Consider the following 26005-nt stretch of genomic DNA (forward strand, 5'->3'; position numbering starts at 1 on the left):
CAGCGCTTGTGGGACGTCCGCGCAGCCCCTGGGACCGCTTCACGTGGGCGGGAGGGCGCGCGCGGGGCGCCGACGCGCCGGGCGCGGGGCGGCCGGGGCGGCGGTGCCCGCCCGCCGCGGGTCCTGGGCCGTCCGGGGCAGAGGGGGCGGGGGCACGGGGAGCCGGAGCCCTCCCCCGGCGCCGACCGCCCCGCGACGGAAGCGGTCCGGTCCTCCCGCCGGAGGACCGGACCGTTCCCCCACCGGGGCACAGCCGCCGGTGGGGCCTCGAGGGGCCCGCGCGGCGGTACGCGCGGGCCCGTGGCGGGTCAGTGGGTGTCGGTCAGCCCCGAGCGGCCGGACCGCCCGGCGTTCCCGGTCCCGGAGGCGTGGCCCGTGCCGGGGGCCTGACCGTTCGAGGCGTCTGCCCCGGACGGGTCGTCGGCCGCGCCGGAGCCGTCGGAGCCGTCACCGGTGCCCGCGCCGGCCTCCTGGCCGCCGCCGATCTGGTCGCCACCTGCCTGCTGGCCGTCCCCTGCCTGCTGGTCACCACCCGCCTGCTGGCCGTCGCCCGCCTGCTCGTCACCACCGGCCTGCTGGCCGCCGCCCGCGCCCGCGTCGCCGAGGGTCGCGCCCGTCGCCGCCAGGGCGGTGGTGACCGGCTGGAAGAACGTCTCGCCGCCGGACGTGCAGTCGCCGCTGCCTCCGGAGGTCAGCCCGACCGCGCTGCCGTCCTGGGTGAACAGCGAGCCGCCGCTGTCGCCGGGCTCGGCGCAGACGTCGGTCTGGATGAGGCCGGTGACGGTGCCCTCGGGGTAGTTGACCGTGGCGTCGAGGCCGAGCACCTGGCCGTCGTGCAGGCCGGTGGTGCTGCCCATGCGGAACACCTGCTGGCCGACGGTCGCCTCGGCGGCCTGGAGGATCTGCACGCTCTGTCCGCCGCCGACGTTCACGTCGCTCGGCGCCTGGGTGTTCGGGTCGTCGTACTTCACGAGCGCGAAGTCGCCGTTGCCGGGGAAGGTCGCCTGGTCGACGGTGGCGATCGGCGCGCCGTTCTGCGCGTCGGACCACTGCTCGGCGGCGACCCCGCAGTGACCGGCCGTCAGGAAGGCCGGGGAGCCGTCGCCCGCGGTGACGTTGAAGCCGAGGGAGCAGCGCGCCCCGCCGCCGAAGATGGCGTCGCCGCCGGAGACGAAGGTCTTGAAGGTGCCCGCGGACTTCTTGATGGTGGCCATGCCGGAGCCGAGGCCGTCGACGGTCGACTCCAGCCGGTCCCACCGGGTGCCGGTGACGGTGGAGTCGGCGGTGACGAGGATCTTGTTCGTCCGGGGGTCGACCGCCCATGCGGTACCGGGGATGGTGGCCTTCGTCCGCAGCGTCCGCGCCGCCGCCTGGAGTTCGGCCGTGCTGTTGTCGACCTCGCGCACCTCGGCGCCGGCCTTCTTCGCCTGCACGATCACGTTGTTGTCGCCGGAGACGTCGGTGACGTTGACGACGAGCTGCCGGTTCGCGGAGTCGTAGTACGACCCGGCGAAGGCGTCGCCGAGCAGCTTCGACAGCCGTGCGGCGAGGTCGCCGGCGTCGTCCGCCTTGAGGGTCCGGGCGGTGGACGCGCCGCCCCGGGCGCCGCCGTCCTGGGACGCGTTCGCCTGGGGGAGCAGGAGGGCCGCCGCTCCGAGCGCCGCCACACCGCCGACGGCTATGGCGGCCTTGCGCTTCGGAATTCGCTTGTGACTCAACTTCTTCGACCTCCTGGGGGGACGGGGTCTCGTGCTGCCCGTGCGGCAGCCCGTACAGCGGCGCCTGGTTGGCCGTTGGTACGCACGCGCCGGGCGGTGCGTTCAAAGCCGTCCCGTCGGCGTCCGACGCGCGCGGCGGTTTCGGCCACGGTCCGCGTCCGGGGGTCAACGCCGGGGAACAATCGCCCACATGACGATGACGACCGCCGAAGCCGACACGATCCTCGCCGACAACTTCGCGCCCTGGGTGCTGGCCCTGGGCCTGTCGGTCTCGTCCCTGGGCCCCGACCGGGCCGTGCTGCGTCTGCCCTGGTCGGGGGCGCTGGCCCGGGAGGGCGGGGGGCTGTCGGGGCAGGCGCTGATGGCGGCCGCGGACACCGCCACGGTGATCGCCGTGGCCTCGGCCCGCGGCGCCTACGGGCCCATGACGACGGTTCAGCAGTCCACGTCGTTCCAGCGGGCGGTGACGGACTCGGACGTCTTGGTCGAGGCGGTGCTGACGAAGCTGGGCCGGCGGATGGCGTTCGCCGACATCACGATGACCGCCGAGCGGACCGGTGAACTCGCCGCGCGCGCGAGCACGGTGTACGCCCTCCTGGGCTGAGACGGACGGTGACGGGCTCCTGACGCTCCGTCGATCATCCCGGGCCGAACCTTCGCTCCAGAGAATCTGCACAGCGAATGCCCACGGGGGGCACCGGGCGCGGGGCTTCTGCACAACTCCCGGGCGGTCCGGCACGCCTTTGGGGCGGGAGTGCCGGATTCGCCGTCCGTACCACCCGTGCGCCCGGCCGCCATTGCCGCACGAGCTGTGAAGGACTCGCCGGAGAGCCGTGGGCACATCGTCACCGTTTGCTGCCCCCGAGCGCCAAGTTCGCAGGTGGGAGGCACGGTTGAGTGGCTGCGCGGGGTGCGGACCTGCTTACATCCAACGCACCGCGGGAGCACCGCTCAGCGCTCCGGCGGCCCCTTGTGAATATCCAGAGGAAGGGACGTTCCCCCATGAACTCCACCCCCCAGGTCGAGACCGTCGAGATCTCCGACACCGAGCTCGACAACGTCTCCGGCGGCCTGTCGCTCAACACCCTGAACACCGTCACCGGTGCGGTGGACGGCATCGCCCCGGTCACCGGCCTGGTCGACACCGCCGTGTCCACGGTCGAGGGTGTCACCGGCCTGAACGTGGCCCCGGTCACCAACCTGGTCGCCGGTCTCTGATCGCACCCGGTAGCCCTTGAGTCCCGGAGCCGTGCGCGGTTCCGGGACTCACGGGTGCCCCGACAGCCGTAGCCCTCCGGGGCGTGGGAAGGTCCATGCAGTTCCGTCAACAGGCCCTAGCCAAGCTCCAGTCGCCCGAGGAGCTCGACCTGCCGGTGCGCTTCGCGCGTCCGCAGGGCTGGCTCGTGCTGTCCGTGACGGTGGTCGTCATCGCGGCCGCGTCCGTGTGGGCGGTGACCGGCTCGGTTGCCTCCACGGTGAGCGCGCCCGCCGTCCTCACCCACGGGGAGGGCAGTTACGTCCTGCAGAGTCCCGCCGCCGGGCAGGTCACGGCGGTGCTGGCCAAGGAGGGCGAGCGGCTGCCGGCCGACGCGCCCGTGCTGAAGGTGCGCACGGCCGGAGGCGACACGGTCGTCCGGACGGTCGCCGCGGGACGGGTCACCGCGCTCGCCGCGAGCATCGGGCAGATCATCTCCACCGGCGCGGACGTCGCCGCCGTCGAGAAGGTCGCCCACGCCGACGACCCGCTCTACGCGACGGTGTACGTCCCCGCGGAGAACGCCGCTGCGATCCCCGCGGGCGCGCCCGTCGACCTGACCGTGCAGACCGTCCCGGCGCAGCGCTACGGCGTGCTGCGCGGACACGTGAAGGCGGTGGACCGCACTGCGCAGTCGGCCCGGCAGATCGCCGCGTTCCTCGGTGACGGCCAGCTCGGCGAGCAGTTCACCCGCACGGGCCGACCGGTCGCGGTGCTGGTCCGGCTGGACACCTCCCCCACGACGAAGAGCGGCTACCGCTGGTCCTCGCACGACGGACCGCCGTACGCCCTGACCTCGATGACCCTGGCCACCGGCTCGATCCGGCTGGCCGACCAGCGTCCCGTCGATTGGCTGCTGCCGTGACCACCGCCCAGGAGACCCGCGGCCGGCGCCGCGCCGCACCGCCCCGGCGATCGGTGCCCCGCAGCCGCGAGAAGACGGTCCGCACCCCCACCGTGCTCCAGATGGAGGCCGTCGAGTGCGGCGCCGCCTCCCTCGCCATGGTGCTCGCCCACTACGGCCGGCACGTCCCGCTGGAGGAGCTGCGCATCGCGTGCGGCGTCTCCCGGGACGGCTCGCGCGCGAGCAACCTGCTGAAGGCGGCCCGTGGTTACGGCCTGACCGCCAAGGGCATGCAGATGGACCTGGCCGCCCTCGCCGGGGTGCGGGCACCGGCGATCCTGTTCTGGGAGTTCAACCACTACGTCGTCTACGACGGCATGGGCCGCCGCTTCGGCCGGCGCGGGGTGTTCGTCAACGACCCCGGCAAGGGGCGGCGGTTCGTGCCGATGGAGGACTTCGACGGCAGCTTCACCGGCGTGGTGCTGGTGCTGGAGCCGGGCGAGGACTTCACACGGGGCGGGCGTCGTCCGGGCGTGCTGGGCGCGCTGCCGGCCCGGCTGCGCGGCACGGCGGGCACGCTGCCGGCGGCCGTGCTGGCCAGCCTGCTGCTGGTCGTGGTGGGCGCGGCGGTGCCCGCGCTGAGCCGCACCTACATCGACCTGTTCCTGATCGGCGGTCAGACCTCGCTGCTGGGGGTGCTGTTCGCGTCGATGGGCGCCTGCGTGCTGCTCACGCTGGCGCTGACCTGGCTCCAGCAGGCCAACCTGCACCACGGCCGGATCATCTCCTCCACCCTGTCCAGCGCCCGCTTCCTGCGCCACCTGCTGCGGCTGCCGGTGACGTTCTTCGCCCAGCGCAGCCCGGCCGACCTGGTGCAGCGGCTGCAGTCCAACGACGCGGTGGCCGAGACGCTGGCCCGCGACCTGGCCTCGGCGGGCGTGGACGCGGTCGTCGTGGTGCTGTACGCGGTGCTGCTGTACAGCTACGACCCGCAGCTGACGTTCGTCGGGGTGGGGGTGGCGCTGCTGAACGTCGTGGCCATGCGGATCGTCGTACGGCTGCGGGCGACGCGGACGGCGAAGCTGCGCGCGGACACCGCGCGGCTGACCAACACGGCGTACACCGGGCTGCAGTTGATCGAGACGATGAAGGCGACCGGCGGGGAGGACGGCTACTTCCGCACGTGGGCGGGGCAGCACGCCACCACGCTGGAGGAGCAGCAGCGGCTCGGGGTGCCGAGCGCCTGGCTGGGGGTGGTCGCGCCGACGCTGGCCACCCTCAACGGCGCGCTGATCCTGTGGATCGGCGGGCTGCGGGCCATCGAGGGGCACTTGTCGGTGGGCCTGCTGGTGGCGTTCCAGGCCCTGGTCACCCGTTTCACGGCTCCGCTGACCCGGCTGAACGGGGTCGCGGGCCGCATCCAGGACTTCGCGGCGGACGTCGCCCGGCTCAAGGACGTCGAGAGCTTCCGCGCCGACCCGCTGTACGACCGCCCCGGCGGCGCCGACGCCACGCGCCGGCTGCGCGGGCACGTCGAGCTGGAGAACGTCACCTTCGGCTACAGCCCGCTGGACGCGCCGCTGCTGACCGGCTTCGACCTGACGGTGGGGCCCGGCCGGCAGGTGGCGCTGGTCGGCGGCTCGGGCAGCGGCAAGTCGACCGTGTCGCGGCTCATCTCGGGGCTGTACACGCCGTGGGAGGGCGTCATCCGCATCGACGGGCAGCGGTTGGAGGACATCCCGCGCGGGGCGCTCGCCGCCTCGGTGTCCTTCGTCGACCAGGAGGTGTTCCTGTTCGAGGGCACCGTCCGCGACAACGTGGCGCTGTGGGACCCGTCGGTCCCGGACGACGCGGTGGTCGAGGCGCTGCGGGACGCGGCCCTGTACGACGTGGTGGCGCGCCGGCCGGGCGGCATCCACAGCCGGGTCGAGCAGGACGGCCGCAACTTCTCCGGCGGTCAGCGCCAACGCCTGGAGATCGCGCGGGCGTTGGTGCGCCGGCCGAGCATCCTGGTGCTGGACGAGGTGACCAGCGCGCTGGACGCGGAGACCGAGCAGGTCGTGATGGACAACCTGCGCCGGCGCGGCTGCGCGTGCGTGGTGATCGCCCACCGGCTCAGCACCGTGCGGGACAGCGACGAGATCGTCGTCCTCCAGCACGGCACGGTGGTCGAGCGCGGACGGCACGAGGAACTGGTGGCGCGCGGCGGCGCGTACGCGGCGCTGGTCGGGGAGCGCTGATGACGGCCGTCCACGAGGGTGATCTGGTGCTCGCCGCGCTCGGGCAGCTCGGCGCGCGCGTCGACTGCTCGGGCCTCACGCGGCTGGACCTGGAAGGGCCGCAGGTGATGTGGTTGGTGGCGTCCGGGGCGCTGGACCTGTTCGCGGTGGACGCGCGACAGGAGGGCCACTGGCACCACCTGGGCCGGCTGGAGGCGGGCGCGCTGCTGCTCGGCCCGGTCACCGGAGCGGAACACACGCTGGTGGCCCGCCCGTTGCGGGACTGCGTCGTGCACCGGATCGGGCTGCGCGAGCTGTACCAGCCGGCGCAGACCCAGACCTGGGCGTACGACGCGTACGGCAACCCCCAGTACGTGCCGCCGGAGTCGAGCCCGCTGGAGTACGCGCTCGCCCTCGGTGCCGGGCGTGGCCTGTCGGTCCTCTTCCAGGCGCCGATGGGCGCGGAACCGCCCGCGCACACCACGGACGACGACGTGTTCTGGATGCAGGTGCCGCCCGGCAGCGTCCGGTACGGCGCGCTGTACGGCGCCGAGGCGGCGGCCGACCTGCTAATGGACCCGGCGGTGTGGCAGGGCATGGTCGAGCAGCAGTACCGCCTGCTGACCACGCTGGACCGCTGGATCGAGGAGCTGGAGCGCACCCACGAGACCCGGACGGCCGCCGGCATCAAGGCCGGTGAGGCGGTCCGCGCCCAGGCCGACCGGACGCTGCTGGCGGCGATCGGGGGGCCCGCCGGGAAGCGGGCCACGGCCGCCGACGCCGACGCCACGTACGCGGCGTGCAAGCTGGTCGCGGACGCCGTGGGGATCGCGCTGGCCGCGCCGGAGCGGATGGGCGCCGGCGGCGACCGGCTGGACCCGGTGGAGCGGATCGCGCTCGCCTCGCGGGTGCGCACCCGGGCCGTGCGCCTGGACGGCCGCTGGTGGCGGGACGACGTGGGCCCACTGGTCGGCCACCGGGCGCTGTCCGGGGCGCCGGTGGCGCTGCTGTGGCGGCGCGGCGGCTACGTCGCCGTGCATCCGGCGACCGGGCGGGAGACACCGGTCGAGAAGGCCAACGCGCGGGAGTTCGAGCCGCGCGCGGTGATGTTCTACCGGCCGCTGCCCGACCGGGCGCCGAGCCCGCTGCGGCTGCTGCGGTTCAGCATGCGCGGCACCGGCGGCGACCTGACGAACCTGCTGCTGAGCGGCCTGGTGACGGTGGCGATCGGCGCACTGGTGCCGCTCGCGACGGGCCGGGTGCTCGGCGCGTACGTTCCGCGGGCCCAGGAGGGCCCCATCGTGCGGGTGTGTCTGGCGGTGATGGTCGCCGGTGTCGTCGCGGCGGCGTTCATGCTGCTGCAGAACCTGACGATCCTGCGCCTCGAGGGGCGGGTGGAGGCCACGCTCCAGCCGGCCGTGTGGGACCGCTTGCTGCGGCTGCCGACGCGGTTCTTCGCCGAGCGCTCGACGGGCGAGCTGGCCAGCGCGGCCATGGGCGTGAGCGCGATCCGGCGGCTGCTGGCGGGGCTCGGTCCCTCGGTGGTGCAGGCGTCGACGGTCGGCGCGGTGAACCTGGGGCTGCTGCTGTGGTTCAGCGTGCCGCTGGCGCTGGCGGCGGTCGGGATGCTGGTCGTCGTCGCCGGGGTGTTCCTGGGGCTCGGTCTGTGGCAGGTGCGCTGGCAGCGGCGGCTGGTGGTGCTCACCAACAAGCTGAACAACCAGGCGTTCCAGACGCTGCGCGGGCTGCCGAAGCTGCGGGTGGCGGCGGCGGAGAACTACGCGTACGCGGCGTGGGCGGCGCAGTTCGCGCGCAGCCGGGAGCTCCAGCAGCGCCTCGGCCGGATCAAGAACCTCAACGCGGTGCTGGGCGCGGTGTACCTGCCGCTGTGCTCGCTGCTGATGTTCATGCTGCTGGCCGGTCCGGCGCGCGGCGCGCTGTCGGCGGCGGACTTCCTCACCTTCACCACCTCGATGACGATGCTGCTGACCTCGGTCACCTCGCTGACCGGGGCGTTCGTGGCGGCGGTGGCGGCGCTGCCGCTGTTCGAGGAGATCAGGCCGGTGCTGGAGGCGACGCCCGAGGTGCGGTCCGGCAGCACCCGGCCGGGTCCGCTGTCGGGCGCGGTGGAGGCGCGGCGCCTGTCGTTCCGCTACGCCGACGACGGCCCCCTGGTGCTCGACGACGTGTCCTTCGAGGCGCGGCCGGGCGAGTTCGTGGCGGTCGTCGGGCCGAGCGGCTGCGGCAAGTCGACGCTGCTGCGGCTGCTGATCGGCTTCGACCGCCCGGTCTCCGGCAGTGTGCTGTACGACGGTCAGGACCTCGCCGCCCTCGACCAGTCGGCGGTGCGCCGCCAGTGCGGGGTGGTGCTCCAGCACGCGCAGCCGTTCACCGGCTCGATCATGGACGTCATCTGCGGCACGGAGGCGTACACGCCCGAGGAGGTGATGGCGGCGGCCGAACTGGCGGGCCTCGCCGAGGACATCCGGCGGATGCCGATGGGGCTGCACACGATCGTCTCGGGCAGCGGATCGGTCTCGGGCGGTCAGCGGCAGCGCCTGATGATCGCGCAGGCGCTGATCCGCCGGCCGCGGATCCTGTTCTTCGACGAGGCGACCAGCGCGCTCGACAACGAGACCCAGCGCGTGGTCATCGACAGCACCCGCAAGCTGCACGCGACCCGGGTCGTCATCGCGCACCGCCTGTCGACGGTGCTGGACGCGGACCGGGTCGTGGTGATGGAGCACGGCAAGGTCGTCCAGCAGGGCACGCCGGCCGAGCTCCTCGCGGACCCGCGGGGCCGCCTGCACGAGCTGGTGCGGCGGCAGTTCACCTGAACGAGGGCTCTAACCAAGGATCCCGCGGTCGTAGGCCACCGCCACCGCCGCCGCGCGGTCGTTGACGCCCAGCTTGGCGTACAGGTGGGTGAGGTGGGTCTTGACCGTGGCCTCGCTGATGAACAGCTCGCGGGCGATCTCCTTGTTGGAGGTGCCCTTGGCGACCAGCGCCAGCACCTCGCGAGGGCGCGCTCGTCGAGCGGCTCGGACGGGGTGAAGCCGATGACGGTGGCGCCGGCCGAGCGGCGGACGAGCCCCTCGGGGGTGTCCAGGGCGGCGACGCGTCCCCGGTCGATCACGGCGACGCGGTCGCACAGCCGCTGGGCCTCCTCCATGAAGTGGGTGACCAGCAGCACGGTGACCCCGCCGGCCCGGACGTCCTCGATCAGCTGCCAGGTGTCGCGGCGGGCCCGCGGGTCCAGGCCGGTGGTCAGTTCGTCCAGGACGACGACCCGGGGGTCGCCGATCAGGGCGAGCGCGATGAACAGGCGCTGCTTCTGCCCGCCGGACAGCTTGGCGAAGCGGGTGGTGAGCCGGTCCGTCAGGCCGAGGCGTTCGGCGAGCGGCCGCCAGTCGAGCGGGCGGTCGTGGAAGGAGCCGTACAGTTCGAGCGCCTCGCGGACGGTGAGCTTGGGCTGCAGCTCGCTCTGCTGGAGCTGCGCGCCCAGCACGCGTGCGACCCGCTCGTGGTCGGTGACCGGGTCGAGTCCGGTCACCCGGACCCGGCCGGCGTCGGGGACGCGCAGGCCCTCGACGCACTCGACGGTGGTGGTCTTGCCGGCGCCGTTCGGGCCGAGGATGCCGAAGACCTCGCCCTCCTGGACGGCGAAGGAGACGCCGTCGACGACCGTGCGGCCGGCGTAGGACTTGCGCAGGTCGGTGACCTCGATGACAGGGGTGTCGGGCATGGCACCAGCGTCCCGGGGCGGCGGGGCGCGCCACATCGGCCGTCCCGCTCGACGGCGCATCAGCCGATCGGTCGATGCGTGGGTACGACGTCCGCCCACGGGGCGTGCTCAGCACGCTGCCCGGTCGCCGCAGGCATGACGCGGCGTGAGGTGGGTAACCCGCCAGGCCATGAGAATCAGCGTGGTGGACGTGGGATCGAACGCGGTCCGGCTCGTGGTGGCCGACGCGGCGGGCGGGGTGCCGCTGCCCGTGCACACCGCCAAGTGGCGGCTCCGGCTCTCGGAGGCGGTCACCCCCGGGCTGCCGCTGCCGGAGGAGTCGGTGGAGCGGCTGGTCGAGGCGGTGGCCGCGGCGGACCGTACCGCCACCGAGTGGGGCGCCGCCGGTCCGCTCGCCTTCGCGACCGCGGTGGTGCGCGGCGCGCCCAACCGCCACGAGGTCCTGCGCGCCGTGCGCGAGCGCACCGGCGTCGCCCTGTGCACCCTGCCCGGCGAGGTGGAGGCCGAGCTGACCTTCCTCGGGGCACGGCGCTGGATGGGCTGGCGGTCGGGGCCGCTCGCCATGCTGGACATCGGCGGGGGCTCCTTCGAGGTGGCCTTCGGACGCGGCAGGCTGCCCGACTTCGTGGCCTCGCTGCCGCTGGGCGCGGGCCGGCTGACGCACGAGTTCCTCGCCCACCAGGACCCGCCCGGCCCCGAGGCCGTCAGGGCGCTGCGGCGCCGGGTCCGCCACCAGCTCAGGGACGCGGCGGCCCGCATCCGCTGGGAGGGGCCCCGTACCGCCGTGGCCACCTCGCGCACCTTCCAGCAGCTCGGCCGGCTGTGCGGGGCGGCGCCCGGGCGGCACGGGCCGTTCGTCGAGCGCACGCTGCGGCGCCGCGACCTGCGCACGGCGATCGACCGGCTGGCACCGCTCACCGTGGCCGAGCGCGCCGAACTGCCCGGCATCTCGGCCCCGCGCGCCGCGCAGAGCCTGGCCGGCGCGGTGATCGGGCACACCGCCATGAAGCTGACCGACCTGAAGTCGGTCACCGTGTGCCCGTGGGGCATCCGGGAGGGTGTGCTGCTGCGGCACATCGAGGACGGCCCGTCCTGGTGGGCGGAGATGATCCGGCGCTCGGACGGCGCGACGCCCGAGGAGCCCGTTCCCCTGCGCGTCGCCGGCAAGTGAGCCGGGGACCGCCCCGGGGGTGCGCAGCACGACGCGGTGCGCACCGGGGTGGTGCGCACACGATCCGATGGACCTGACGAAGGGAGACCCCGTGTCCGACACCGACCGCGAGCAGTCCCGCGAGCCCGAGACCGTCGTCGAGGAGGTCATGCGGGAGGTCGAGGACGCCGAGACCCGCGTCACCGACCGCGACGACCGCCACGGCGCCCGCCGCGCCGGGGACGGCGACACCGGCGAGGCGGGCGAGGCGATCACCCCGAACACCCGGGCCCAGGAGGAGTCGCGGGGCGACTGACGGGCAGGCCGGGGGTGCCCCTGCGCCCCCGGCTCACCGGTGTCCTGAGCGACAGGTGCGCTCCCGGGCCGTCGGGGGTACCCGCGCCCCATGGCACACGATCATGCGGAACCGCGGCTCCCGGCCGCCCGGGGCCCCCTGTCGGCGGCCGTCCAGGAGTACCTGCTGGGCGCGGGCCCCCTGCCGGCCCCCGAGCAGGTCACGGACGCCGACCCCTACGGCGACGACCTCCAGCTCGCCCTGTACCTCTGCTACGAGCTGCACTACCGGGGATTCGCCGGGGTACCCGCCGACGCCGAGTGGGACCCCGACCTGCTGCGGGTGCGCGCCGCCCTGGAGGAGCGCTTCCTCGCCGCGCTGCGCGCCGACACCCGGGTCCCCGACACCGTGGACGAGGCCGTGGAGGCCCTGCTGGTCGAGCCCGTGGAGGGCAACGGCGTGAGCCACTTCCTGCGGGACGAGGGCGAGCTGTGGCAGCTGCGGGAGTACGCGGCGCAGCGCTCGGTGTACCACCTCAAGGAGGCCGACCCGCACGGGTGGGTGCTGCCGCGGCTGTGGGGCCGGGCCAAGGCCGCGATGGCCGCGGTCGAGTTCGACGAGTGGGGCGGGGGGCGCGCCGACCGCGTCCACGCCCGGCTGTTCGCCGACCTGATGGCGGACCTGGACCTGGACACGGGCTACGGCCACTACCTGGACGACGTCTGCGCGGAGGCCCTGGCCACCGTGAACCTGATGTCCCTGTTCGGGCTGCACCGGTCGCTGCGGGGCGCACTGGTGGGCCACTTCGCGTCCGTGGAGATCACCTCCTCCCCCGGCTCGCGCCGGCTGGCCGAGGCACTGCGCCGCACCGGCGCCGGCCCGGCCGCCGTGCACTTCTACGACGAGCACGTCGAGGCCGACGCGGTGCACGAGCAGGTCGTGCGCAACGAGGTCATCGCCGGTCTGCTGGAGGCCGAGCCGCACCTCGCGGCGGACGTGGCCTTCGGCATCGCCGCCACCGACACGGTGGAGGACCGGCTCGCCACGCGGCTGCTCGCGGACTGGCGGGCGGGGCGTTCCTCCCTGCGCACGCCGCTGGATGCCCCGCACCATGCGCCTCAAACGTCCCATAGTTTCTGAATGCCCGGGTACTTGGTCGCCGTGAACCAGCTCGTGCTACCGGGCGTCTACGCCCCTCAGGAGGACACCGCCCTGCTGGTCGGGGCCCTGTCCGAGGAACCGCTCCCGCCGCACGCCGACGTCCTGGACGTGGGCACCGGCTCCGGAGCCCTGGCACTCGAGGCCGCCCGGCGCGGCCTGCGCGTCACCGCCGTCGACGTCTCCCGCCGGGCGGTCTGGGCCGCGCGGCTCAACGCCCGGCGCGCCGGGCTGTCCGTGCGGATCCTGCGCGGCAACCTCTTCGAACCGGTGCGCGGGCGCACCTTCGACCTCGTCCTGGCCAACCCGCCGTACGTCCCCGCCCCCGAGCGCGATGTGCCGCCGCGCGGGCGGGCCCGGGCATGGGACGCGGGGCAGGACGGGCGGCTGGTGCTGGACCACATCTGCCGCGAGGCACCGGGGATGCTGCGCCCCGGGGGCGTCCTGCTGCTGGTGCACTCCGCGCTCAGCGACCCGGAGCGCACCGTGACCTGTCTGCGCGAGCGCGGCCTGAAGGCCGCGGTGACCCTGCGCCACCACATCCCGTTCGGGCCGGTCATGCGCGAGCGGCAGCACTGGCTGAAGGCGCGGGGACTGCTCGCCTCCGACGACAACAAGGAAGAGCTGGTGGTCGTCCGTGCCGAACGTCCCCTCTGACCGGCCGCGCCGGATCAGCGTCCAGCGTCAGGGACCGGTACTCGTCGAGGGCCCGGTCGAGATCGAGCTCGAGGACGGCACCACCGTGTCCTCGGACCGCTTCCGGGTCGCGCTGTGCACGTGCCGGCGCAGCCGCCGCTACCCGTGGTGCGACACCAGCCACCGCAAGCGCGGTTAGGCCCGCACCCACGACCGCACGTGCGACGTCCCCGGCAGCTTCTCCTTCTGCCGGGGACGTCGCACGTGCGCCGAAGATGACCCCAGGGGCCGGCGGGCGGCCCCACTCCGCCCTTCCGGCCCCTGGGCAACGAGATCGTCGCGGTTCCGTGGACGGGCTCGCACTCCCCAGTCACGAGCCCTCGCGGCGGCCACGGGTCCACACGATCCCGGTCCTAGAACGCGAAGACGCTGCTTCCGCCGGCGTTCTTCACGCATTCGTTGGCGAAGGTGCGCTCGTAGGAGAGGCGCTTGCCCTGCCAGACGCCGTCGACGGTGATGACCACCGGCGCGTACTGCTTGGTACACAGCGTGTCGGACGACCCGGCGAGAGCGTCCAGGTCACCGCCGGCCGCCCGCAGTTCGGCGCAGGCACGGGCGGGCGCGGGGTGCGTGCCCGAGGCCGACGGCGCGCAGTTCAGTGTGACGGCCCGGGCCGGGCTCACCTGCGCCGCGCTCTCGCCGTGGCCCACGGTGAGCACCAGGGCCGACGGCGCGTAGAGGGAGGTGGGCGCCGACGGGGTGGCGACGGCGGGTCCGGCCAGGGGGGCGCAGACGGCGGTGGCCGTGAGGCCCAGGGTCGCTGCCCAGCGCGCGGTGGTCCGCATTGTGTGCATCCTTCCGCTCGATTCGGGGGGTGCCGTCCAGCACCGGTGGGTGCCCGGAGCGGCGACCGCGAGTCTGCCGATTCCGCCGCCGAAACTCACATCGACCCCCCTCGTTTCAGTAACCTTGCGTATTGAATCAGTGGCGTGAAGTCACGGAATTCGAACGTGCCAACGCCGGAACGAGGCCTCACCCCGGTCTCCGGATCGGCCAGTTGGCTGGTTTACATGTGTTCGTTAATCGTCTTGAAACATTCCGCCCGGTGCCTGGTTCTGCTCTCGGCAGACCCTTTCCCGACCCCTTGCGTTCATGGACCAGCGGAGTAATCGTCATTACATGATTACGAACGAGCAGCGAGAGACACTGCGCGGCTGGTTCGCCGGCCGCCTGCCCGACGACCTCTTCGAGGAGCTGACCGACCTGACGGTCGACCGCGAGGAGATCACCGTCATCGGCCGCATCCCGGCGCCCCGGCTCGCCGAGGACGCCCCGGCCGCCGAGCGCACCGCCGCGGTCGAGGCCCGGATCGCCGAGTTCCGCGAACGCACCCGCCGGACCCGCATGGCCGTGGCCGCCGAGGCGGAGCACCGGTTCCGCCGCAAGGTGTCGTGGGGGGTGGTGTGCGGCGGGGAGCGCGCCCTCTTCACCCACGTGGCCGCCCCGGTGATGACCCGGCTGCGGCAGCCCGAGCGGCAGGTCCTGGACACCCTGATCGCCGGGGGCGTGGCCCGCAGCCGCAGCGACGCGCTCGCCTGGTGCGTCCGCCTGGTCCAGCGCCACACCGACGACTGGCTGACCGAGCTGAGCGCGTCCCTGGAGCACGTCCAGCGCGTCCGGGCCCGGGGACCGGACGCGGAGCAGACCGCAGACGAAGCAGACGAAGGCGAGGGCACGACGGACGCAGCCCCCTGACCGACGGCCCGTACCCGCCGGTAGGGTCGGTCGCGGCGCAGACTCGACGACGAGGGGCGGGAGGCCGGATGGCCAGGCACTGGGCGGACTTCCAGTACGAGATCTACCTCAACGGGATGTCCGGGACGGTCCCCCGGCTGCCCACCGACCTGACCCGGCTGGAGGGACTGGCCGAGCACCGGCTCGGCCCCGGCCCGGTCGGCTACGTGGCGGGCAGTGCGGGCGACGGCAGCACGGCCCGCGCGAACCGGGCCGCCCTGGAGCGCCGGCGGATCGTGCCGCGCATGCTGCGGGACGTCCACGAACGGGACCTGTCGGTGGAGGTGCTGGGCCGCCCGCTGCCCGCGCCGCTCGCCCTGGCCCCGGTCGGCGTGCTGTCGATCATGCACCCCGACGCCGAGCCGGCCGCCGCGCGGGCCGCCGCCGCGCACGGGGTGCCGTACGTGCTGTCCTCGGCGTCGAGCACGCCGATCGAGCAGGTCGCCGAGGCGATGGGCGACGCCGAGCGCTGGTTCCAGCTGTACTGGTCCAAGGACCGCGAGGTCACCCGCAGCTTCCTGGACCGGGCGAAGGCGGCCGGGTTCACGGTGCTGGTGGTCACGCTGGACACCCCGATGCTGGCGTGGCGGCCGCGCGACCTGGACCAGGCGTACCTGCCGTTCCTCCACGGGGTGGGGACGGCCAACTACTTCACCGACCCGGCGTTCCTCGCGGGGCTGGCCAAGCCGCCGCAGGAGGACCCGAACGCGGCCGTGCTGCGCTTCCTCGGCCTGTTCGCGGACCCGGGCAAGACCTGGCCGGACCTAGCGTTCCTGCGGGAGCACTGGGACGGGCCGATCGTGCTGAAGGGGATCCTGCACCCGGACGACGCCCGGGAGGCGGCCGACGCCGGGATGGACGGCGTGGTGGTGTCCAACCACGGCGGCCGGCAGGTCGCCGGGTCGGTCGCGGCCGCCGACGCGCTGCCCGGGGTGGCGCGGGCCGTCGGCGACCGGCTGGCCGTGCTGTTCGACAGCGGGGTGCGCACCGGCGACGACGTGGTCAAGGCGCTCGCCCTGGGCGCCCGGGCCGTCCTGCTGGGCCGCCCGTACGTGTACGGGCTGGCCCTGGACGGACAACGGGGCGTGGACCACGTGATCCGCTGCCTGCTGGCGGAGCTGGACCTCACGCTGGCCCTGTCCGGACACGCCACCCCGTCGACCGTGGGCACGGCCGACCTGGCGGCGGACCCGGGGTGACGGCCGCGGTCAGGCGTCGAGGCCGGTGCCGCTGACCGACGTCGAGCCGCGGCGCGCCGCCCCGACGTCGGTCAGCCACCGCCGGCCGGCGTCAGCGCGGCCGCCCGGGGGCGGACCCGGGTGACGGCCGCCGTCAGGCGTCGTGGCCGGGGGCGCGGGCCGGGCGGGCGGTCGGGCCCCCGGTGCCGCTGACCGACAGCGAGCCGCCGCGCGCCGCCCCCGCGTCGGTCTGCCAGCGCTGGCCCGGCGTGCCGTCGCGCACCGTGACCACCAGGTCGGCGCCGGCGTTCCGGCCGGCCGTGTCCAGGGCCAGGTCCTCGTCCCAGCGGGGGAGGAACTCGCCCTGCGCGGTCAGGTCGTAGCGGACGTCGTCGGTGCGCGCGTCGGTGCCCTCGGTGCACGCGCCGAGCAGCACGACGCCTGCGTCGGCGCGCGAGTCCACGCACAGGTGGGGCTCGGCGGCACTGCGCAGCTGCCCGTCGTCCTCGTACCGCCAGCGCTGGGCCGGGTTGGCGGAGCAGGCGGCCAGGGAGAGCGGGGCGCCGTCGCGCGGGGTGCCCTGGACGGCGAGGCAGAGGTCGGTGGCCGCGTTGCGCAGCCGGGTCTCCCCGGGCGCGGCGGGCAGCTCCGCGGAGCCGGGAACCGTACCGCCGCCGCTCGCGCTGGTGGAGGCCGCCGGGTCGGCGCCGCCGTCGTCGGACCACATGCCGGCGGCGAGCAGGGTGGTGAGCAGTCCGGCCGAGGCCAGACCGACGCCGGTGAGCAGGGTGCGCGACGAGCGGGCCGGCCCGGGCAGGCGGTCCAGCAGGCGCAGGGCGGCGCGGCGCGGGCGTCCGCCGCGGTGGCGGGCCGCGCCGCGCAGCCGCGCGGACTGCTGGCGGGAGCGGCCCGGCCGGGACTCGAGGTAGCGGCCGGCGCCCCAGCCGAGGACCGCCTCGGCGAGGAGCGCGCCGAGGCGTCCGTCGAAGTGGCCGAGCTGCTCGGCGGCGGCCCGGCAGTACCGGCAGGCGTCCAGGTGCCGGCGCACGTCGGGCAGGAGCTGGGCGCCGCGCCGCAGGGGGACGTCGAGGAGCCGGTTGTAGAAGCGGCAGTCCCTGCTGGGCGCGAGCTCGCGGTGGGCGCGGACCAGGCCCTCGCGGAGTTTGTCGCGGGCCTGGTCCAGGGCCGCGGCGGCGGTGTCGGCGTCCACGCCGAGCAGGGCGGCGGCCAGGCCCAGCGGCTCGGCCTCGACCTCCACGTGCCACAGCACGGCGCGGTCGACCGAGGGCAGGCCCTGGTAGGCGCGCTCAGCCAGGACCCGGTTCTCCGGGACGAGCGTCTTGGCCGCCCGCATCCCGCGCGCCCCGGACGGCTTGCCGAGGGCGGGCAGCACGCCCGATATCCGCCCGGTGCCGGACCAGAGCAGGACGGTGTCCCGCACGGTGACCAGCAGCCGGGGGCGCAGCGCGGTGCCCTGCTCGCCCAGCTTGAGCCGGTCGAAGACCTGGTGGAAGGCGGCCCCGGTGACCATGGCGGCGACGCTGCCGGAGGAGGCGAGGCAGATCACCGCGTAGTCGTGCACCGGCCGCCAGTGCCGGGCGATCAGCAGGGCGGTGGACTCGGCGACCTCCCCGTCCGGGCCGCCGCGCACTCCGGCGGCGAGCGACTCGTCGGACTCTCCGGAGTCCCCGCCGGGCGGCGGGTACGGGGGACGGGGAGGGCGGGGGGTGAGCACTGAGCGGTTCCTTCGGGGGGCGTGACCGGGTCGGCGTGGCGGGGAGCGCGGTCGCTCCGGGCGACGTGGGCCCCCGCTCGCAGACGGATGCCCCTGGTTCCCCGTGATGCACGGTGATCCCGGCCGTCACCCCCCGCACGGGTGTTTCACCCTCGCACACCTCACGAGCGCGCAACAAGGCACAAGAACAACTTCGGCCTTATTGAAAGAAAGTCGACAGGGCGGCTCAACTCGGACCCGCGGCCGAGGTGTTCGTTTCGTCCGCGCCCCGTGTGAACCCCGCGCACGCGCCGGGGCGCGTCGCACGCTCCCCGGGCCCGCGGGGCCGTAGTGCACTGGGAGTGGCCCTTCCTCGGAGGCCCCGCGCGGGACGGCGGCTCCCCCGCGCGACACCGGCCGCCGGCCTTGATCCTCCCGCCCTCGGCCGGCGGCCCCGGGGAGTCCGGTCCCTGGCGGCCGGGGTGCCGTGCGCCACCGGACGGCGCCTCAGATCTGCCAGGAGCGCAGCCGGTCGGCCGCGCCGTAGACGTCGGCCTTGCCGGACATCAGGTCACGGGCGAGGTCGACCAGCGCGCCGTAGGGCGGGTCGATGCCGACGCCGCTGACGAACATGTAGGCGACGGCGGTGGCACACGCGAAGCGGGCGTTCGCCGACGGCAGCGGCTTGAGGACGGCGAGGGTGTGCAGCAGGGCGGCGGCCCGCCAGGCGGGGTCGGAGTCCACGCCGAGCCGGGGCGGGTCGACCCGGTGCCGGGCGACGGCGGCGACCAGCGCCGAGAAGTCGTTGACGGTCGGCTGGTCCGGGAGGACCTCTTCGTGGCGCTGGAGCAGCCAGGGGACGTCGATGTGGATGACGGGGGTCATCGGTCAGGCGACCCGCCCCTCGCCCCGGACGGGCGACTCGTCGTCGGGGAACGCCGCCGCGAACTCGTCGGCGTGCGAGGCGAAGAAGCGCCGGAACGCCTCCGCCCCCTCCTGGAGCGCCCGGTGGCGCGCTATGTCGGCGGCGGCCGCCTCGCGCACGAGCGCCTTCATCGACGTACCGCGTTCCTTGGCGATCTGCCGCAGGTCCTCCAGCTCGCGGTCGCTGAATTCCACATTGAGGGCTGGCATGTCCTTCACGGTACCGCTCGGGTACTGACCCGTAAATAGCGCCAGGTCAGGGGCGTACCCGAGCGGTACCCAGGGGGGAGCCGGGTCAGCCCTGGTCGGCCGCGAAGGAGGCCATGCGGGCCAGGGCCGCGTTCCAGTTGATCGCGGTCTCGTTGGTCGACCAGGACTGGATGTCGTCGATGTAGCAGAACTGGCCGACGCAGCCGGTCAGTTTCGACTGGGCGTACGGGTCCTGGATGCTCGAGTTGGGCCCGCCGGCGAGGGTGCCGGACGGCGGGTTGGGCAGCGTCGGGTCGAGTTCGTGGGCGTACCAGCGGCTGTGCTGGTTGTGGGAGCTGACCTCGCCGTAGCCGGTGACGTAGGAGATGTTCAGGGCGTTGCGGCCGAGGACGTAGTCCATGCTCTGCAGTGCGCCGTCGCGGTACTTGTGCGCGCCGGTGATGTCGTAGGCACTGGCGATGACGACGGCGTTGTTGAGGACCTGGTGGCTGGAGCCCCAGTCGTAGCGGTTGCCGGCGGGCGCGTACGGCATGCCGTAGGGGTGGGCGGTCAGCGTGGCGAGGTAGGCGTCGGCGCCCCGGACCACCGAGCGGCGGACCTGGTCGCGGCCGGGCAGCCGGCTGGGCACGAGGGCGAGGTCGAGCCGGCCGGCGGCGGCCGTGCGGCCCCAGTCGAAGCCGGTCGGGCCGAAGACGTCGGCGGTGTGGACCGGGGAGGCGAGCACGTGGTCGGCGAACTGCCGCTCCCCCGTGGTCAGGTAGAGCTCGGCGGCGGCCCAGTAGAACTCGTCGGTGACGTCGGCGTCGTCGTAGGCGCCGCCGCCGGTGCCGTCGTTCGGGTCGGCGAGGAGGTCGGGGTGGGCGAGGGCGGCCTGCCAGGCCGTGCGGGCGGCCGTCAGCGCCCGCGCGGCGAACGCCTTGTCGTAGGGCCGGTACAGCCGCGCGGCCTGCGCGGCGGTCGCGGCGAGGTTGAGGGTCGCCGCCGTGGTCGGCGGGTGCAGCTCCCGCTTCTGCGGGTCCTGGCTCGGCAGCAGGGGCAGACCGGTCCACTGCTCGTCGTGCACCTTGTGGTGGGCCATCCCGGCCAGCGGCTGCCCGGCGGGCACCTGCATCCGCAGCAGGAACTCCAGCTCCCAGCGGGCCTCGTCGAGGACGTCCGGCACCTTGTTGCCGCTCTCGGGCAGCGCGAGGGTGCCGTCACCGAGGGCGGCCGGGTGTCCGGTGCGGGCCAGCAGCGACCGTTCGTAGGTGCTCAGCAGCTCCCAGGTGGCGATGCCGCCGTTCACGACGTACTTGCCGTGGTCGCCGGCGTCGTACCAGCCGCCGGTGACGTCGAGGGTGTAGTCGCACACGCCCGGCTGACAGGGGACGTGCGCGTCGCCCTGGTTGGGGGCGACGTCCAGGTGGCCGGCCGCGCGGCCGTAGCCGGGGCGCAGGTCGTCGCGGATCGCGATGCCGCTGCGCTGCGTGTAGTAGTACTTCACGGAGTCCAGCCGCAGGCGGCGGTAGGCCGCCGCGTCGATGTCGAAGGGGTGGCTGGTCCCGCCGTCGGCGACGAGGGTGTAACCGGTGCCGTGCCCGCGGTAGGAGCCGAAGTCGATCGAGTGGACGTTCTGCCCGGAGGAGGCGTCGACGCCGCGCGGCACGGTCAGGCCCCGGGCGACCGTGGCGCCCTTGGCGTCCCTGAGCTGCCAGGGCAGCCGGTCGGTGGCGTCGGTGACGAGGGTGGCGTTCTTCGGCCCGGCGGGCAGGTAGGCGACCTGGTTGACGCGCACCCGGGGCCCGGTGTCCGGCTCGTAGACCTCCGGGGGCACCCCGCCGAGCAGGGACACGTCGTCCACGCAGAACCGCCAGGCGTCGGTGCTGCCGCCGACCTGGAAGGCGACCTGTCCCTGGGTGGTGTCGACGGGCGCGGTGAAGGTGTAGGAGTACGAGCCGTCGGCCTCGGTGAGCACCGGGCTCGCCTCCTGCCAGGTGTCGTACGGCGACACGGCCAGGCCCACGATCGCGCGCACGACGTGCCCCTCGGGGACACCGGCGGCGTGGAAGGAGAACCGGTACGTCTCCCCCTTCACCAGCGTGATGTCGTTCTGGCCGATCGCGGAGTCCCAGCGGTTGGTGGTGCCGCCGGGCACGTCGGCGCAGAGCCGGCCGTCGCTCAGGCCCGCGGTGACGTTGCTGGTCCACCAGGGGTCGCTGGTGGTGTCGAAGGTGCCGTTCCTGACCTGCTCGGCCTCCTCGGCACCGGCCTGCTGGACGGGCAGCGCGGTGAGCGCCGTGCCCAGCAGGGCGGTGAGGGTCAGCAAGGCCGTCGTACGTCGTTTCACGTCTGGGCTCCTCGGGGCGTGCGGGTGCGCCAGGTGCGTGGGAGCGCTCCCAAAATTCGGACGCGAGACATGCTTGCTGCGCTCATGACACCCCGTCAACGGTCGCGACAGGACGGATTTTCCGACCGGGCCGACCGGGCTCCCCTCGGCCGGAAATCGCCCTTGACCCCGGACGGGCCGGGCGTCCGGCGGCACAGGGGGTTCCGGTCCGCGCCCGGGCGGGACGCACTACGCTGGGACCAGGTGCGCGTCTGCTCACTGTGAGTGTCCGCGATGGAGTGGCGAGGATGAGCCCGGTCTACCCGTTCGACGAAGCCGCGACGGCCCGGGTCGTCGTCGGTGACGACGGCACCCTGGTGGACTGGGGCCCGGGCGCCCGCGCGCTGCTCGGCTGGGAGCCGCGGGACGTCGTCGGCTCCCCCGCCGCCCGGCTGCTGGCCGACGGGGCGCCCGCCGCACCCACGGGCTCCCGCTGGTCCGGGACGCTCACTTTGCGCCACCGGGAGGGCCACCCGGTCGCGGTGTGGCTGCTCGCCCACCACCGGCGGTCCGACGACGGCGGGCCGGGCCACTGGCTGGTGGTCGCCCCGCTGCCCGGGCCCCCCTCCTCCCTCGACGCGCTCCTCGCCGTGGAGGGACCCCTCCAGTCACCCTGCGCGATCGCCGTCTACGACGACCGGCTGCGCCTGACCCACCTCAACGACGCCATGGCCGAACTCCTCGGGTTGCCCGCCGAGCACATCCGCGGGCTGCGGCCGTCCGAGATCGGCGGGAAGCCGCAGAGCGAGGCGCTGGAGCACGACATGCTGCGCGTCCTCACCACCGGCCGCGCCGAGGACGTGCAGACCCGTCTGCACACCGGCGGCGAGGACCGCGCGCACGCCTGGCTGGCCCGGCTGGCGCCCGTCACCGACGACGCGGGCCGGGTGCGCGGCGTGACCATGGCCGCGCACGACTTCACCGAGCACCACCGGGCCCGCGAACGCCTCCAGCTGGTCAACGAGGCGAGCGTGCGCATCGGCACCACGCTCGACGTGGCCCGCACCGCGCAGGAGCTGGCCGACGTGTGCGTGCCCGCCCTCGCCGACTTCGTCAGCGTCGACCTGCTCGACCCGCGCGGCGGCGAACCGCCGGCCCCGCTCACCGCCTCGCTGAGCCTGCGCCGGGCCGCGCACCAGTCGGTGAACCCGGGCGTGCCCGAGGCCCTCGCCGAGCCCGGCGAGGTGCTGACGTACCCGGCGGGATCGCCGCAGGCCGACTCGCTGACCAGCGGGCGCACCGTCGCGGTGACGCTGCCCGACCCGGACATGGAGCAGTGGCTGGCCGTGGACACCGCGCGCCGCGACCGGATGCGGGCGTTCGGCATCCACTCCAGCATGGCGGTGCCGCTGCGGGCCCGCGGGGTGACCCTCGGGGTGGCCGTGCTGCGACGGTTCCGGCGGCCGGAGCCGTTCAGCCCGGACGACGTGCTGCTCGCCGAGGAGGTCACCGCGCGCGCCGCCGTCTGCGTGGACAACGCGCGCCGCTTCTCCCGGGAGCGGGAGACCGCCCTCGCCCTCCAGCGCAGCCTGCTCCCCCGCTCGCTGCCGCGCACCGCCGCCGTGGACGCGGCCTCCCGCTACCTGCCGGCCGCGCGGGCCGGGGTCGGCGGCGACTGGTTCGACGTGATCCCGCTGTCCGGGATGCGGGTGGCGATGGTGGTGGGCGACGTCGTCGGGCACGGCATCCAGGCGTCGGCCACGATGGGCCGGCTGCGTACCGCGGTGCGCACCCTGGCCGACATCGACCTGGCGCCCGACGAACTGCTCACCCACCTCGACGACCTGGTGGTGCGGCTGTCGGAGGAGGCGGGCGGCGAGGGCAGCCCCGGCGAGGTCGGGGCGAGTTGTCTGTACGCGGTGTACGACCCGGTGTCGCGCCGCTGCACGCTGGCCCGGGCCGGTCATCCGGCGCCCCTGATGCTGCCGCCCGGCGGCGCGGCCCGGACCGTCGAGCTGCCGCCCGGCCCCGCGCTGGGGCTGGGCGGGCTGCCGTTCGAGTCGGCCGAACTGTACCTGTCCGAGGGCAGCGTGCTCGCCTTCTACACCGACGGGCTGACCGAGTCCCGGCAGCGCGACCTGGACGCGGCCCGCGACGACCTGTGCGCGGCGCTGGCCGCGCCGTCCGGCTCCCTCGACGAGACCTGCGACCGCATCCTGCACGGGCTGCTGCCGGCCGGGGGCGCCGCCGACGACGTGGCACTGCTGCTGGCCCGCACCCGCGGTCTGCCCGCCTCCCAGGTCGCCACCTGGGACATCCCGGCCGACCCGGCGCTGGTCGCGCCCATCCGCAAGCAGGTCCTCGCCCAGCTCGACACCTGGGGCCTGGGCGCGGTGTCGTTCACCACCGAGCTGGTGGTCAGCGAGCTGGTCACCAACGCCATCCGGTACGGCTCCCACCCGATCCGGCTGCGGCTCATCCACGACGCGGCCACGCTGATCTGCGAGGTGTCCGACACCAGCCATACGGCGCCGCACCTGCGCCGCGCCAAGACGTGGGACGAGGGCGGCCGCGGGCTGCTGCTGGTCGCGCAGCTCACCCAGCGGTGGGGCAGCCGGCACACCGCCGACGGCAAGACGATCTGGGCGGAGCTCGCCCTGGTCGAGGAGGAGTGACCCGCCCGGCGCCCGGGCACCCGCCGTCCGAGGGACCGCTTCGGACCACCGGGAAGGGTGGGATGACATGGTGCACGGTCGCCCCCGTCTGCTCGTCGTGAGCGCCCTGGCGGTGCTGGGTCTGGTGAGCGGCTGCGGCAGCGGCTCCGGCGCCGCCCCGGCGCCCGGCGGGAGCGGGACGTCCGCGGCGCCCGGCACCTCGGCGTCCGCCCCGGGTCCGTCGCCGTCCGCGCCCGCCCCCGGGAGCACCACGACCGCCACGGCGTCCGTCCCGGAGCGCGGCGCCTCGGCCGCGGTGCCGTCCGGCACCCGCTGCCACACCTCCGAGCTGCGCGCCTCCGTCGGCCGCAACGACCCGGGGGCCGGTCAGGAGAACTTCCCGGTCGTGCTCACCAACGCCTCCACCCGCACCTGCACGGTGTACGGCCATCCCGGCGCCGCCTTCCTCGACGCGTCGGGGCGGCAGCTGGGCGCCGACCCCGAGCGCAGCACCGCCACCCGGCCGGTGCGGGTCACGCTCGCCCCCGGCCGCAGCGCCTGGGCCGGGCTGAGCTTCTCCAACCCCGAGGTGAGCGGTGCCCGGGCGGCGACCCCGGTGACGCTGCTGGTGACCCCGCCCGACGAGCACGACCCGCTGCGGGTGCGGTGGACGGGCGGCGCGGTGCCGGTGTCGGGCAACGCCTCCACCGTGCGGCTGACGGCGCTCGCGGCGGGGACCGGGCCGTGACGGCGCGGTGCCGGGTGTGGCCGGGCCGACGCGGTGAGGACGGCGCGGGCGGGCACGTGAGCGTGGACGGGCGATCACGCGGGTGAGTGATTGAGCGATTGAGCGATTCTTACCGTGGCCTGTTTTGATGTGGGGCCCCGTCCGACCGATCGTGCTCCCGAGGATCCGCTCTGAACGCCCCGCTCGCCGAAACCCTGTCCGTCGCCCTGCTCGCCGCTTCGCTGGTGTGGGCCGTTCTGCGCCCCCAGGGACGCCCGGAGGCGCTGGTCGCGGTCCCGGCCGCCGCCGTGGTGCTGGCGGCCGGGGCGATCTCCCCGCAGCACGCCCTCGCGGAGGCCGAGCGGCTGGGGCCGGTGATCGGCTTCCTGGCCGCCGTCCTGGTGCTCGCCCACTTCTGCGCCGTCGACGGGCTCTTCACGGCCTGCGGGGCGTGGATGGCCCGGCGGGCGGCGGGGCGCCCCCGGCGGCTGCTGACGGCGGTGTTCGTGCTGGCCTCGGTGATCACGGCGGTGCTCAGCCTGGACGCCACGGTCGTCCTGCTCACCCCGGTCGTCCTCGCCACCGCGGCCCGCATGGGCGTGCGGGCCAAGCCGCACCTGTACGCGTGCGCCCACCTGTCGAACACGGCCTCGCTGCTGCTGCCGGTGTCGAACCTCACCAACCTGCTGGCGTTCACGGCGAGCGGGCTGAGCTTCACCCGCTTCGCGGCGCTGATGACGGCGCCCTGGGTGGTCGCCGTGGGCGCCGAGTACCTGGTGTTCCGCCGCTTCTTCGCCGCCGACCTGCCGGCGGCCGAGCCCGAGCCGGACACCGGCCCCGCACCCCGGGTGCCGCTGTTCGCCCTGATCACCGTGGCCTGCACGCTCGCCGGGTTCGTGGTGGCGTCGGCCGCCGGGGTGGAACCGGCCTGGGCGGCGTTCGCCGGGGCGCTCGTCCTCGCCGTACGGGCCGTGCTGCGGCGGCAGGCGGGGCCCGTGGAGGTCGTGCGGGCCGCGGCGCCGGGGTTCCTGGCGTTCGTGCTGGCGCTCGGCGTCGTGGTGCGGGCGGTCGTCGACAACGGTCTCGCCGGAGCCCTGCGGCAGGTGCTGCCGGAGGGCTCGGGGCTGCTCACCCTGTGCGCGGTCGCCGCCCTGGCCGCCCTCCTGGCGAACCTGATCAACAACCTGCCCGCGGTACTGGTCCTGGTGCCCCTCACCGCCCCGGCCGGCCCCGGGGTGGTCCTGGCCGTGCTGCTGGGCGTGAACATCGGCCCGAACCTGACGTACGCCGGGTCGCTGGCGACCCTGCTGTGGCGGCGCGTGGTGCACGCGCAGGCGGACGTCTCCGACCACGCCCAGGTGGGTGAGTTCACCCGGCTCGGCCTGCTCACGGTGCCCGCGTCCCTGGGCGCGGCGGTGCTGGCGCTGTGGGGGTCGCTCCAGTTGCTGGGCACCTGACGGGTCGCTCCAGCTGCTGAGG

The 26005-nt window shown here is 74.8% G+C and carries 21 protein-coding genes and 2 pseudogenes; 15 read left to right on the forward strand and 8 right to left on the reverse strand.

The window, feature by feature from the left end; genetic code table 11:
* Nucleotides 1-308: 308 nt before the first annotated feature.
* Entirely contained in the window at nucleotides 309-1718 is a 1410-nt protein-coding gene (locus tag AQJ30_RS12835) for a S1 family peptidase (RefSeq protein ID WP_107119573.1), read from the reverse strand.
* A 190-nt stretch (nucleotides 1719-1908) separates the two neighbouring features.
* Between AQJ30_RS12835 and AQJ30_RS12840 the strand changes: the two genes are divergently transcribed.
* From AQJ30_RS12840 to AQJ30_RS12860, 5 genes are all read left to right on the forward strand, one after another.
* Nucleotides 1909-2322 carry a PaaI family thioesterase gene (locus tag AQJ30_RS12840; RefSeq protein ID WP_067232872.1) on the forward strand — a complete coding sequence of 138 codons (414 nt, stop codon included), beginning with the start codon at nucleotides 1909-1911 and terminating at the stop codon, nucleotides 2320-2322.
* A 398-nt stretch (nucleotides 2323-2720) separates the two neighbouring features.
* The gene (locus tag AQJ30_RS12845) at nucleotides 2721-2936 is read left to right on the forward strand and encodes a hypothetical protein (RefSeq protein ID WP_067232875.1); all 216 of its coding nucleotides are present in this window, start codon (nucleotides 2721-2723) and stop codon (nucleotides 2934-2936) included.
* A gap of 95 nt (nucleotides 2937-3031) precedes the next feature.
* On the forward strand, nucleotides 3032-3838 hold the full coding sequence (locus AQJ30_RS12850; protein ID WP_067232877.1) for an HlyD family efflux transporter periplasmic adaptor subunit: 807 nt from the start codon (nucleotides 3032-3034) through the stop codon (nucleotides 3836-3838).
* The gene (locus tag AQJ30_RS12855) at nucleotides 3835-6057 is read left to right on the forward strand and encodes an NHLP family bacteriocin export ABC transporter peptidase/permease/ATPase subunit (protein WP_067232881.1); all 2223 of its coding nucleotides are present in this window, start codon (nucleotides 3835-3837) and stop codon (nucleotides 6055-6057) included. The genes AQJ30_RS12850 and AQJ30_RS12855 overlap by 4 nt, the downstream gene beginning before the upstream one ends.
* Nucleotides 6057-8873, forward strand: coding sequence for an NHLP bacteriocin export ABC transporter permease/ATPase subunit (locus AQJ30_RS12860; RefSeq protein WP_067232884.1), 2817 nt, complete (start codon nucleotides 6057-6059; stop codon nucleotides 8871-8873). The genes AQJ30_RS12855 and AQJ30_RS12860 overlap by 1 nt, the downstream gene beginning before the upstream one ends.
* A gap of 9 nt (nucleotides 8874-8882) precedes the next feature.
* Here the strand turns inward: AQJ30_RS12860 and AQJ30_RS36820 are convergent.
* Nucleotides 8883-9065, reverse strand: a pseudogene (locus tag AQJ30_RS36820) (response regulator transcription factor); the annotation flags it as partial.
* Nucleotides 9056-9781 (reverse strand): annotated as a pseudogene (locus AQJ30_RS36825) (ABC transporter ATP-binding protein); the annotation flags it as partial. The pseudogenes AQJ30_RS36825 and AQJ30_RS36820, both read right to left, overlap by 10 nt.
* 169 nt (nucleotides 9782-9950) lie before the next feature.
* Between AQJ30_RS36825 and AQJ30_RS12870 the strand changes: the two are divergent.
* From AQJ30_RS12870 to AQJ30_RS12890, 5 genes are all read left to right on the forward strand, one after another.
* Complete coding sequence (locus AQJ30_RS12870; RefSeq protein ID WP_067232890.1) at nucleotides 9951-10952, forward strand: Ppx/GppA family phosphatase; 1002 nt, start codon at nucleotides 9951-9953, stop codon at nucleotides 10950-10952.
* A 91-nt stretch (nucleotides 10953-11043) separates the two neighbouring features.
* A complete protein-coding gene (locus tag AQJ30_RS12875) occupies nucleotides 11044-11247 on the forward strand; it encodes a hypothetical protein (protein ID WP_245726929.1) in 204 nt (67 codons plus the stop codon).
* A gap of 90 nt (nucleotides 11248-11337) precedes the next feature.
* On the forward strand, nucleotides 11338-12366 hold the full coding sequence (locus AQJ30_RS12880) for an iron-containing redox enzyme family protein (protein WP_067232895.1): 1029 nt from the start codon (nucleotides 11338-11340) through the stop codon (nucleotides 12364-12366).
* Nucleotides 12367-13041 carry a HemK2/MTQ2 family protein methyltransferase gene (locus tag AQJ30_RS12885; protein ID WP_067232898.1) on the forward strand — a complete coding sequence of 225 codons (675 nt, stop codon included), beginning with the start codon at nucleotides 12367-12369 and terminating at the stop codon, nucleotides 13039-13041. It begins immediately after the preceding gene.
* Entirely contained in the window at nucleotides 13022-13219 is a 198-nt protein-coding gene (locus AQJ30_RS12890) for a CDGSH iron-sulfur domain-containing protein (RefSeq protein ID WP_067232900.1), read from the forward strand. Before AQJ30_RS12885 ends, AQJ30_RS12890 begins: the two co-directional genes overlap by 20 nt.
* A gap of 214 nt (nucleotides 13220-13433) precedes the next feature.
* On the opposite strand, the gene AQJ30_RS12895 is transcribed toward AQJ30_RS12890, so the two are convergent.
* The gene (locus AQJ30_RS12895; RefSeq protein WP_067232904.1) at nucleotides 13434-13865 is read right to left on the reverse strand and encodes a protease inhibitor; all 432 of its coding nucleotides are present in this window, start codon (nucleotides 13863-13865) and stop codon (nucleotides 13434-13436) included.
* Nucleotides 13866-14199: 334 nt separating this feature from the next.
* On the opposite strand from AQJ30_RS12895, the gene AQJ30_RS12900 reads away from it, so the two are divergent.
* Together AQJ30_RS12900 and AQJ30_RS12905 are read left to right on the forward strand one after the other, a co-directional pair.
* Nucleotides 14200-14775 (forward strand): hypothetical protein, encoded by a 576-nt coding sequence (locus AQJ30_RS12900; RefSeq protein WP_067232906.1) that lies wholly within the window; start codon nucleotides 14200-14202, stop codon nucleotides 14773-14775.
* Nucleotides 14776-14843: 68 nt separating this feature from the next.
* Nucleotides 14844-16013, forward strand: a complete 1170-nt coding sequence (locus tag AQJ30_RS12905) for a lactate 2-monooxygenase (protein WP_067232909.1) — start codon at nucleotides 14844-14846, stop codon at nucleotides 16011-16013.
* Between the two features lie 133 nt (nucleotides 16014-16146).
* On the opposite strand, the gene AQJ30_RS12910 is transcribed toward AQJ30_RS12905, so the two are convergent.
* From AQJ30_RS12910 to AQJ30_RS12925, 4 genes are all read right to left on the reverse strand, one after another.
* Nucleotides 16147-17727, reverse strand: coding sequence for an RICIN domain-containing protein (locus tag AQJ30_RS12910; RefSeq protein ID WP_067232914.1), 1581 nt, complete (start codon nucleotides 17725-17727; stop codon nucleotides 16147-16149).
* Nucleotides 17728-18213: 486 nt separating this feature from the next.
* Nucleotides 18214-18591 carry a toxin Doc gene (locus AQJ30_RS12915; RefSeq protein ID WP_067232917.1) on the reverse strand — a complete coding sequence of 126 codons (378 nt, stop codon included), beginning with the start codon at nucleotides 18589-18591 and terminating at the stop codon, nucleotides 18214-18216.
* A gap of 3 nt (nucleotides 18592-18594) precedes the next feature.
* A complete protein-coding gene (locus AQJ30_RS12920) occupies nucleotides 18595-18840 on the reverse strand; it encodes a hypothetical protein (protein WP_067232919.1) in 246 nt (81 codons plus the stop codon).
* 85 nt (nucleotides 18841-18925) lie between these two features.
* Nucleotides 18926-21166 carry a glycoside hydrolase family 9 protein gene (locus tag AQJ30_RS12925; RefSeq protein WP_067232922.1) on the reverse strand — a complete coding sequence of 747 codons (2241 nt, stop codon included), beginning with the start codon at nucleotides 21164-21166 and terminating at the stop codon, nucleotides 18926-18928.
* Between the two features lie 287 nt (nucleotides 21167-21453).
* Here AQJ30_RS12925 and AQJ30_RS12930 point away from each other — a divergent pair, with 287 nt between their 5' ends.
* From AQJ30_RS12930 to AQJ30_RS12940, 3 genes are all read left to right on the forward strand, one after another.
* A complete protein-coding gene (locus AQJ30_RS12930; RefSeq protein WP_067232926.1) occupies nucleotides 21454-23820 on the forward strand; it encodes a SpoIIE family protein phosphatase in 2367 nt (788 codons plus the stop codon).
* A gap of 67 nt (nucleotides 23821-23887) precedes the next feature.
* Nucleotides 23888-24547 carry a DUF4232 domain-containing protein gene (locus tag AQJ30_RS12935; protein ID WP_067232938.1) on the forward strand — a complete coding sequence of 220 codons (660 nt, stop codon included), beginning with the start codon at nucleotides 23888-23890 and terminating at the stop codon, nucleotides 24545-24547.
* Nucleotides 24548-24717: 170 nt separating this feature from the next.
* On the forward strand, nucleotides 24718-25983 hold the full coding sequence (locus AQJ30_RS12940) for an SLC13 family permease (protein WP_067232941.1): 1266 nt from the start codon (nucleotides 24718-24720) through the stop codon (nucleotides 25981-25983).
* Nucleotides 25984-26005: the final 22 nt, after the last annotated feature.

Origin of the sequence: Streptomyces longwoodensis (assembly GCF_001514125.1) — a bacterium.
Taxonomy (GTDB): domain Bacteria; phylum Actinomycetota; class Actinomycetes; order Streptomycetales; family Streptomycetaceae; genus Streptomyces; species Streptomyces longwoodensis.

What these genes read in the sequence shown, in the direction of transcription:
- AQJ30_RS12840 (WP_067232872.1), top strand. Translation starts at nt 1,909, where the DNA reads ATGACGATGACGACCGCCGAAGCCGACACGATCCTCGCCGACAACTTC.
- AQJ30_RS12930 (WP_067232926.1), top strand. Translation starts at nt 21,454, where the DNA reads ATGAGCCCGGTCTACCCGTTCGACGAAGCCGCGACGGCCCGGGTCGTC.
- AQJ30_RS12845 (WP_067232875.1), top strand. Translation starts at nt 2,721, where the DNA reads ATGAACTCCACCCCCCAGGTCGAGACCGTCGAGATCTCCGACACCGAG.
- AQJ30_RS12920 (WP_067232919.1), bottom strand. Translation starts at nt 18,840, where the DNA reads ATGCCAGCCCTCAATGTGGAATTCAGCGACCGCGAGCTGGAGGACCTG.
- AQJ30_RS12870 (WP_067232890.1), top strand. Translation starts at nt 9,951, where the DNA reads ATGAGAATCAGCGTGGTGGACGTGGGATCGAACGCGGTCCGGCTCGTG.
- AQJ30_RS12880 (WP_067232895.1), top strand. Translation starts at nt 11,338, where the DNA reads ATGGCACACGATCATGCGGAACCGCGGCTCCCGGCCGCCCGGGGCCCC.
- AQJ30_RS12895 (WP_067232904.1), bottom strand. Translation starts at nt 13,865, where the DNA reads ATGCGGACCACCGCGCGCTGGGCAGCGACCCTGGGCCTCACGGCCACC.
- AQJ30_RS12860 (WP_067232884.1), top strand. Translation starts at nt 6,057, where the DNA reads ATGACGGCCGTCCACGAGGGTGATCTGGTGCTCGCCGCGCTCGGGCAG.
- AQJ30_RS12915 (WP_067232917.1), bottom strand. Translation starts at nt 18,591, where the DNA reads ATGACCCCCGTCATCCACATCGACGTCCCCTGGCTGCTCCAGCGCCAC.
- AQJ30_RS12850 (WP_067232877.1), top strand. Translation starts at nt 3,032, where the DNA reads ATGCAGTTCCGTCAACAGGCCCTAGCCAAGCTCCAGTCGCCCGAGGAG.
- AQJ30_RS12900 (WP_067232906.1), top strand. Translation starts at nt 14,200, where the DNA reads ATGATTACGAACGAGCAGCGAGAGACACTGCGCGGCTGGTTCGCCGGC.
- AQJ30_RS12885 (WP_067232898.1), top strand. Translation starts at nt 12,367, where the DNA reads ATGCCCGGGTACTTGGTCGCCGTGAACCAGCTCGTGCTACCGGGCGTC.
- AQJ30_RS12905 (WP_067232909.1), top strand. Translation starts at nt 14,844, where the DNA reads ATGGCCAGGCACTGGGCGGACTTCCAGTACGAGATCTACCTCAACGGG.
- AQJ30_RS12935 (WP_067232938.1), top strand. Translation starts at nt 23,888, where the DNA reads ATGGTGCACGGTCGCCCCCGTCTGCTCGTCGTGAGCGCCCTGGCGGTG.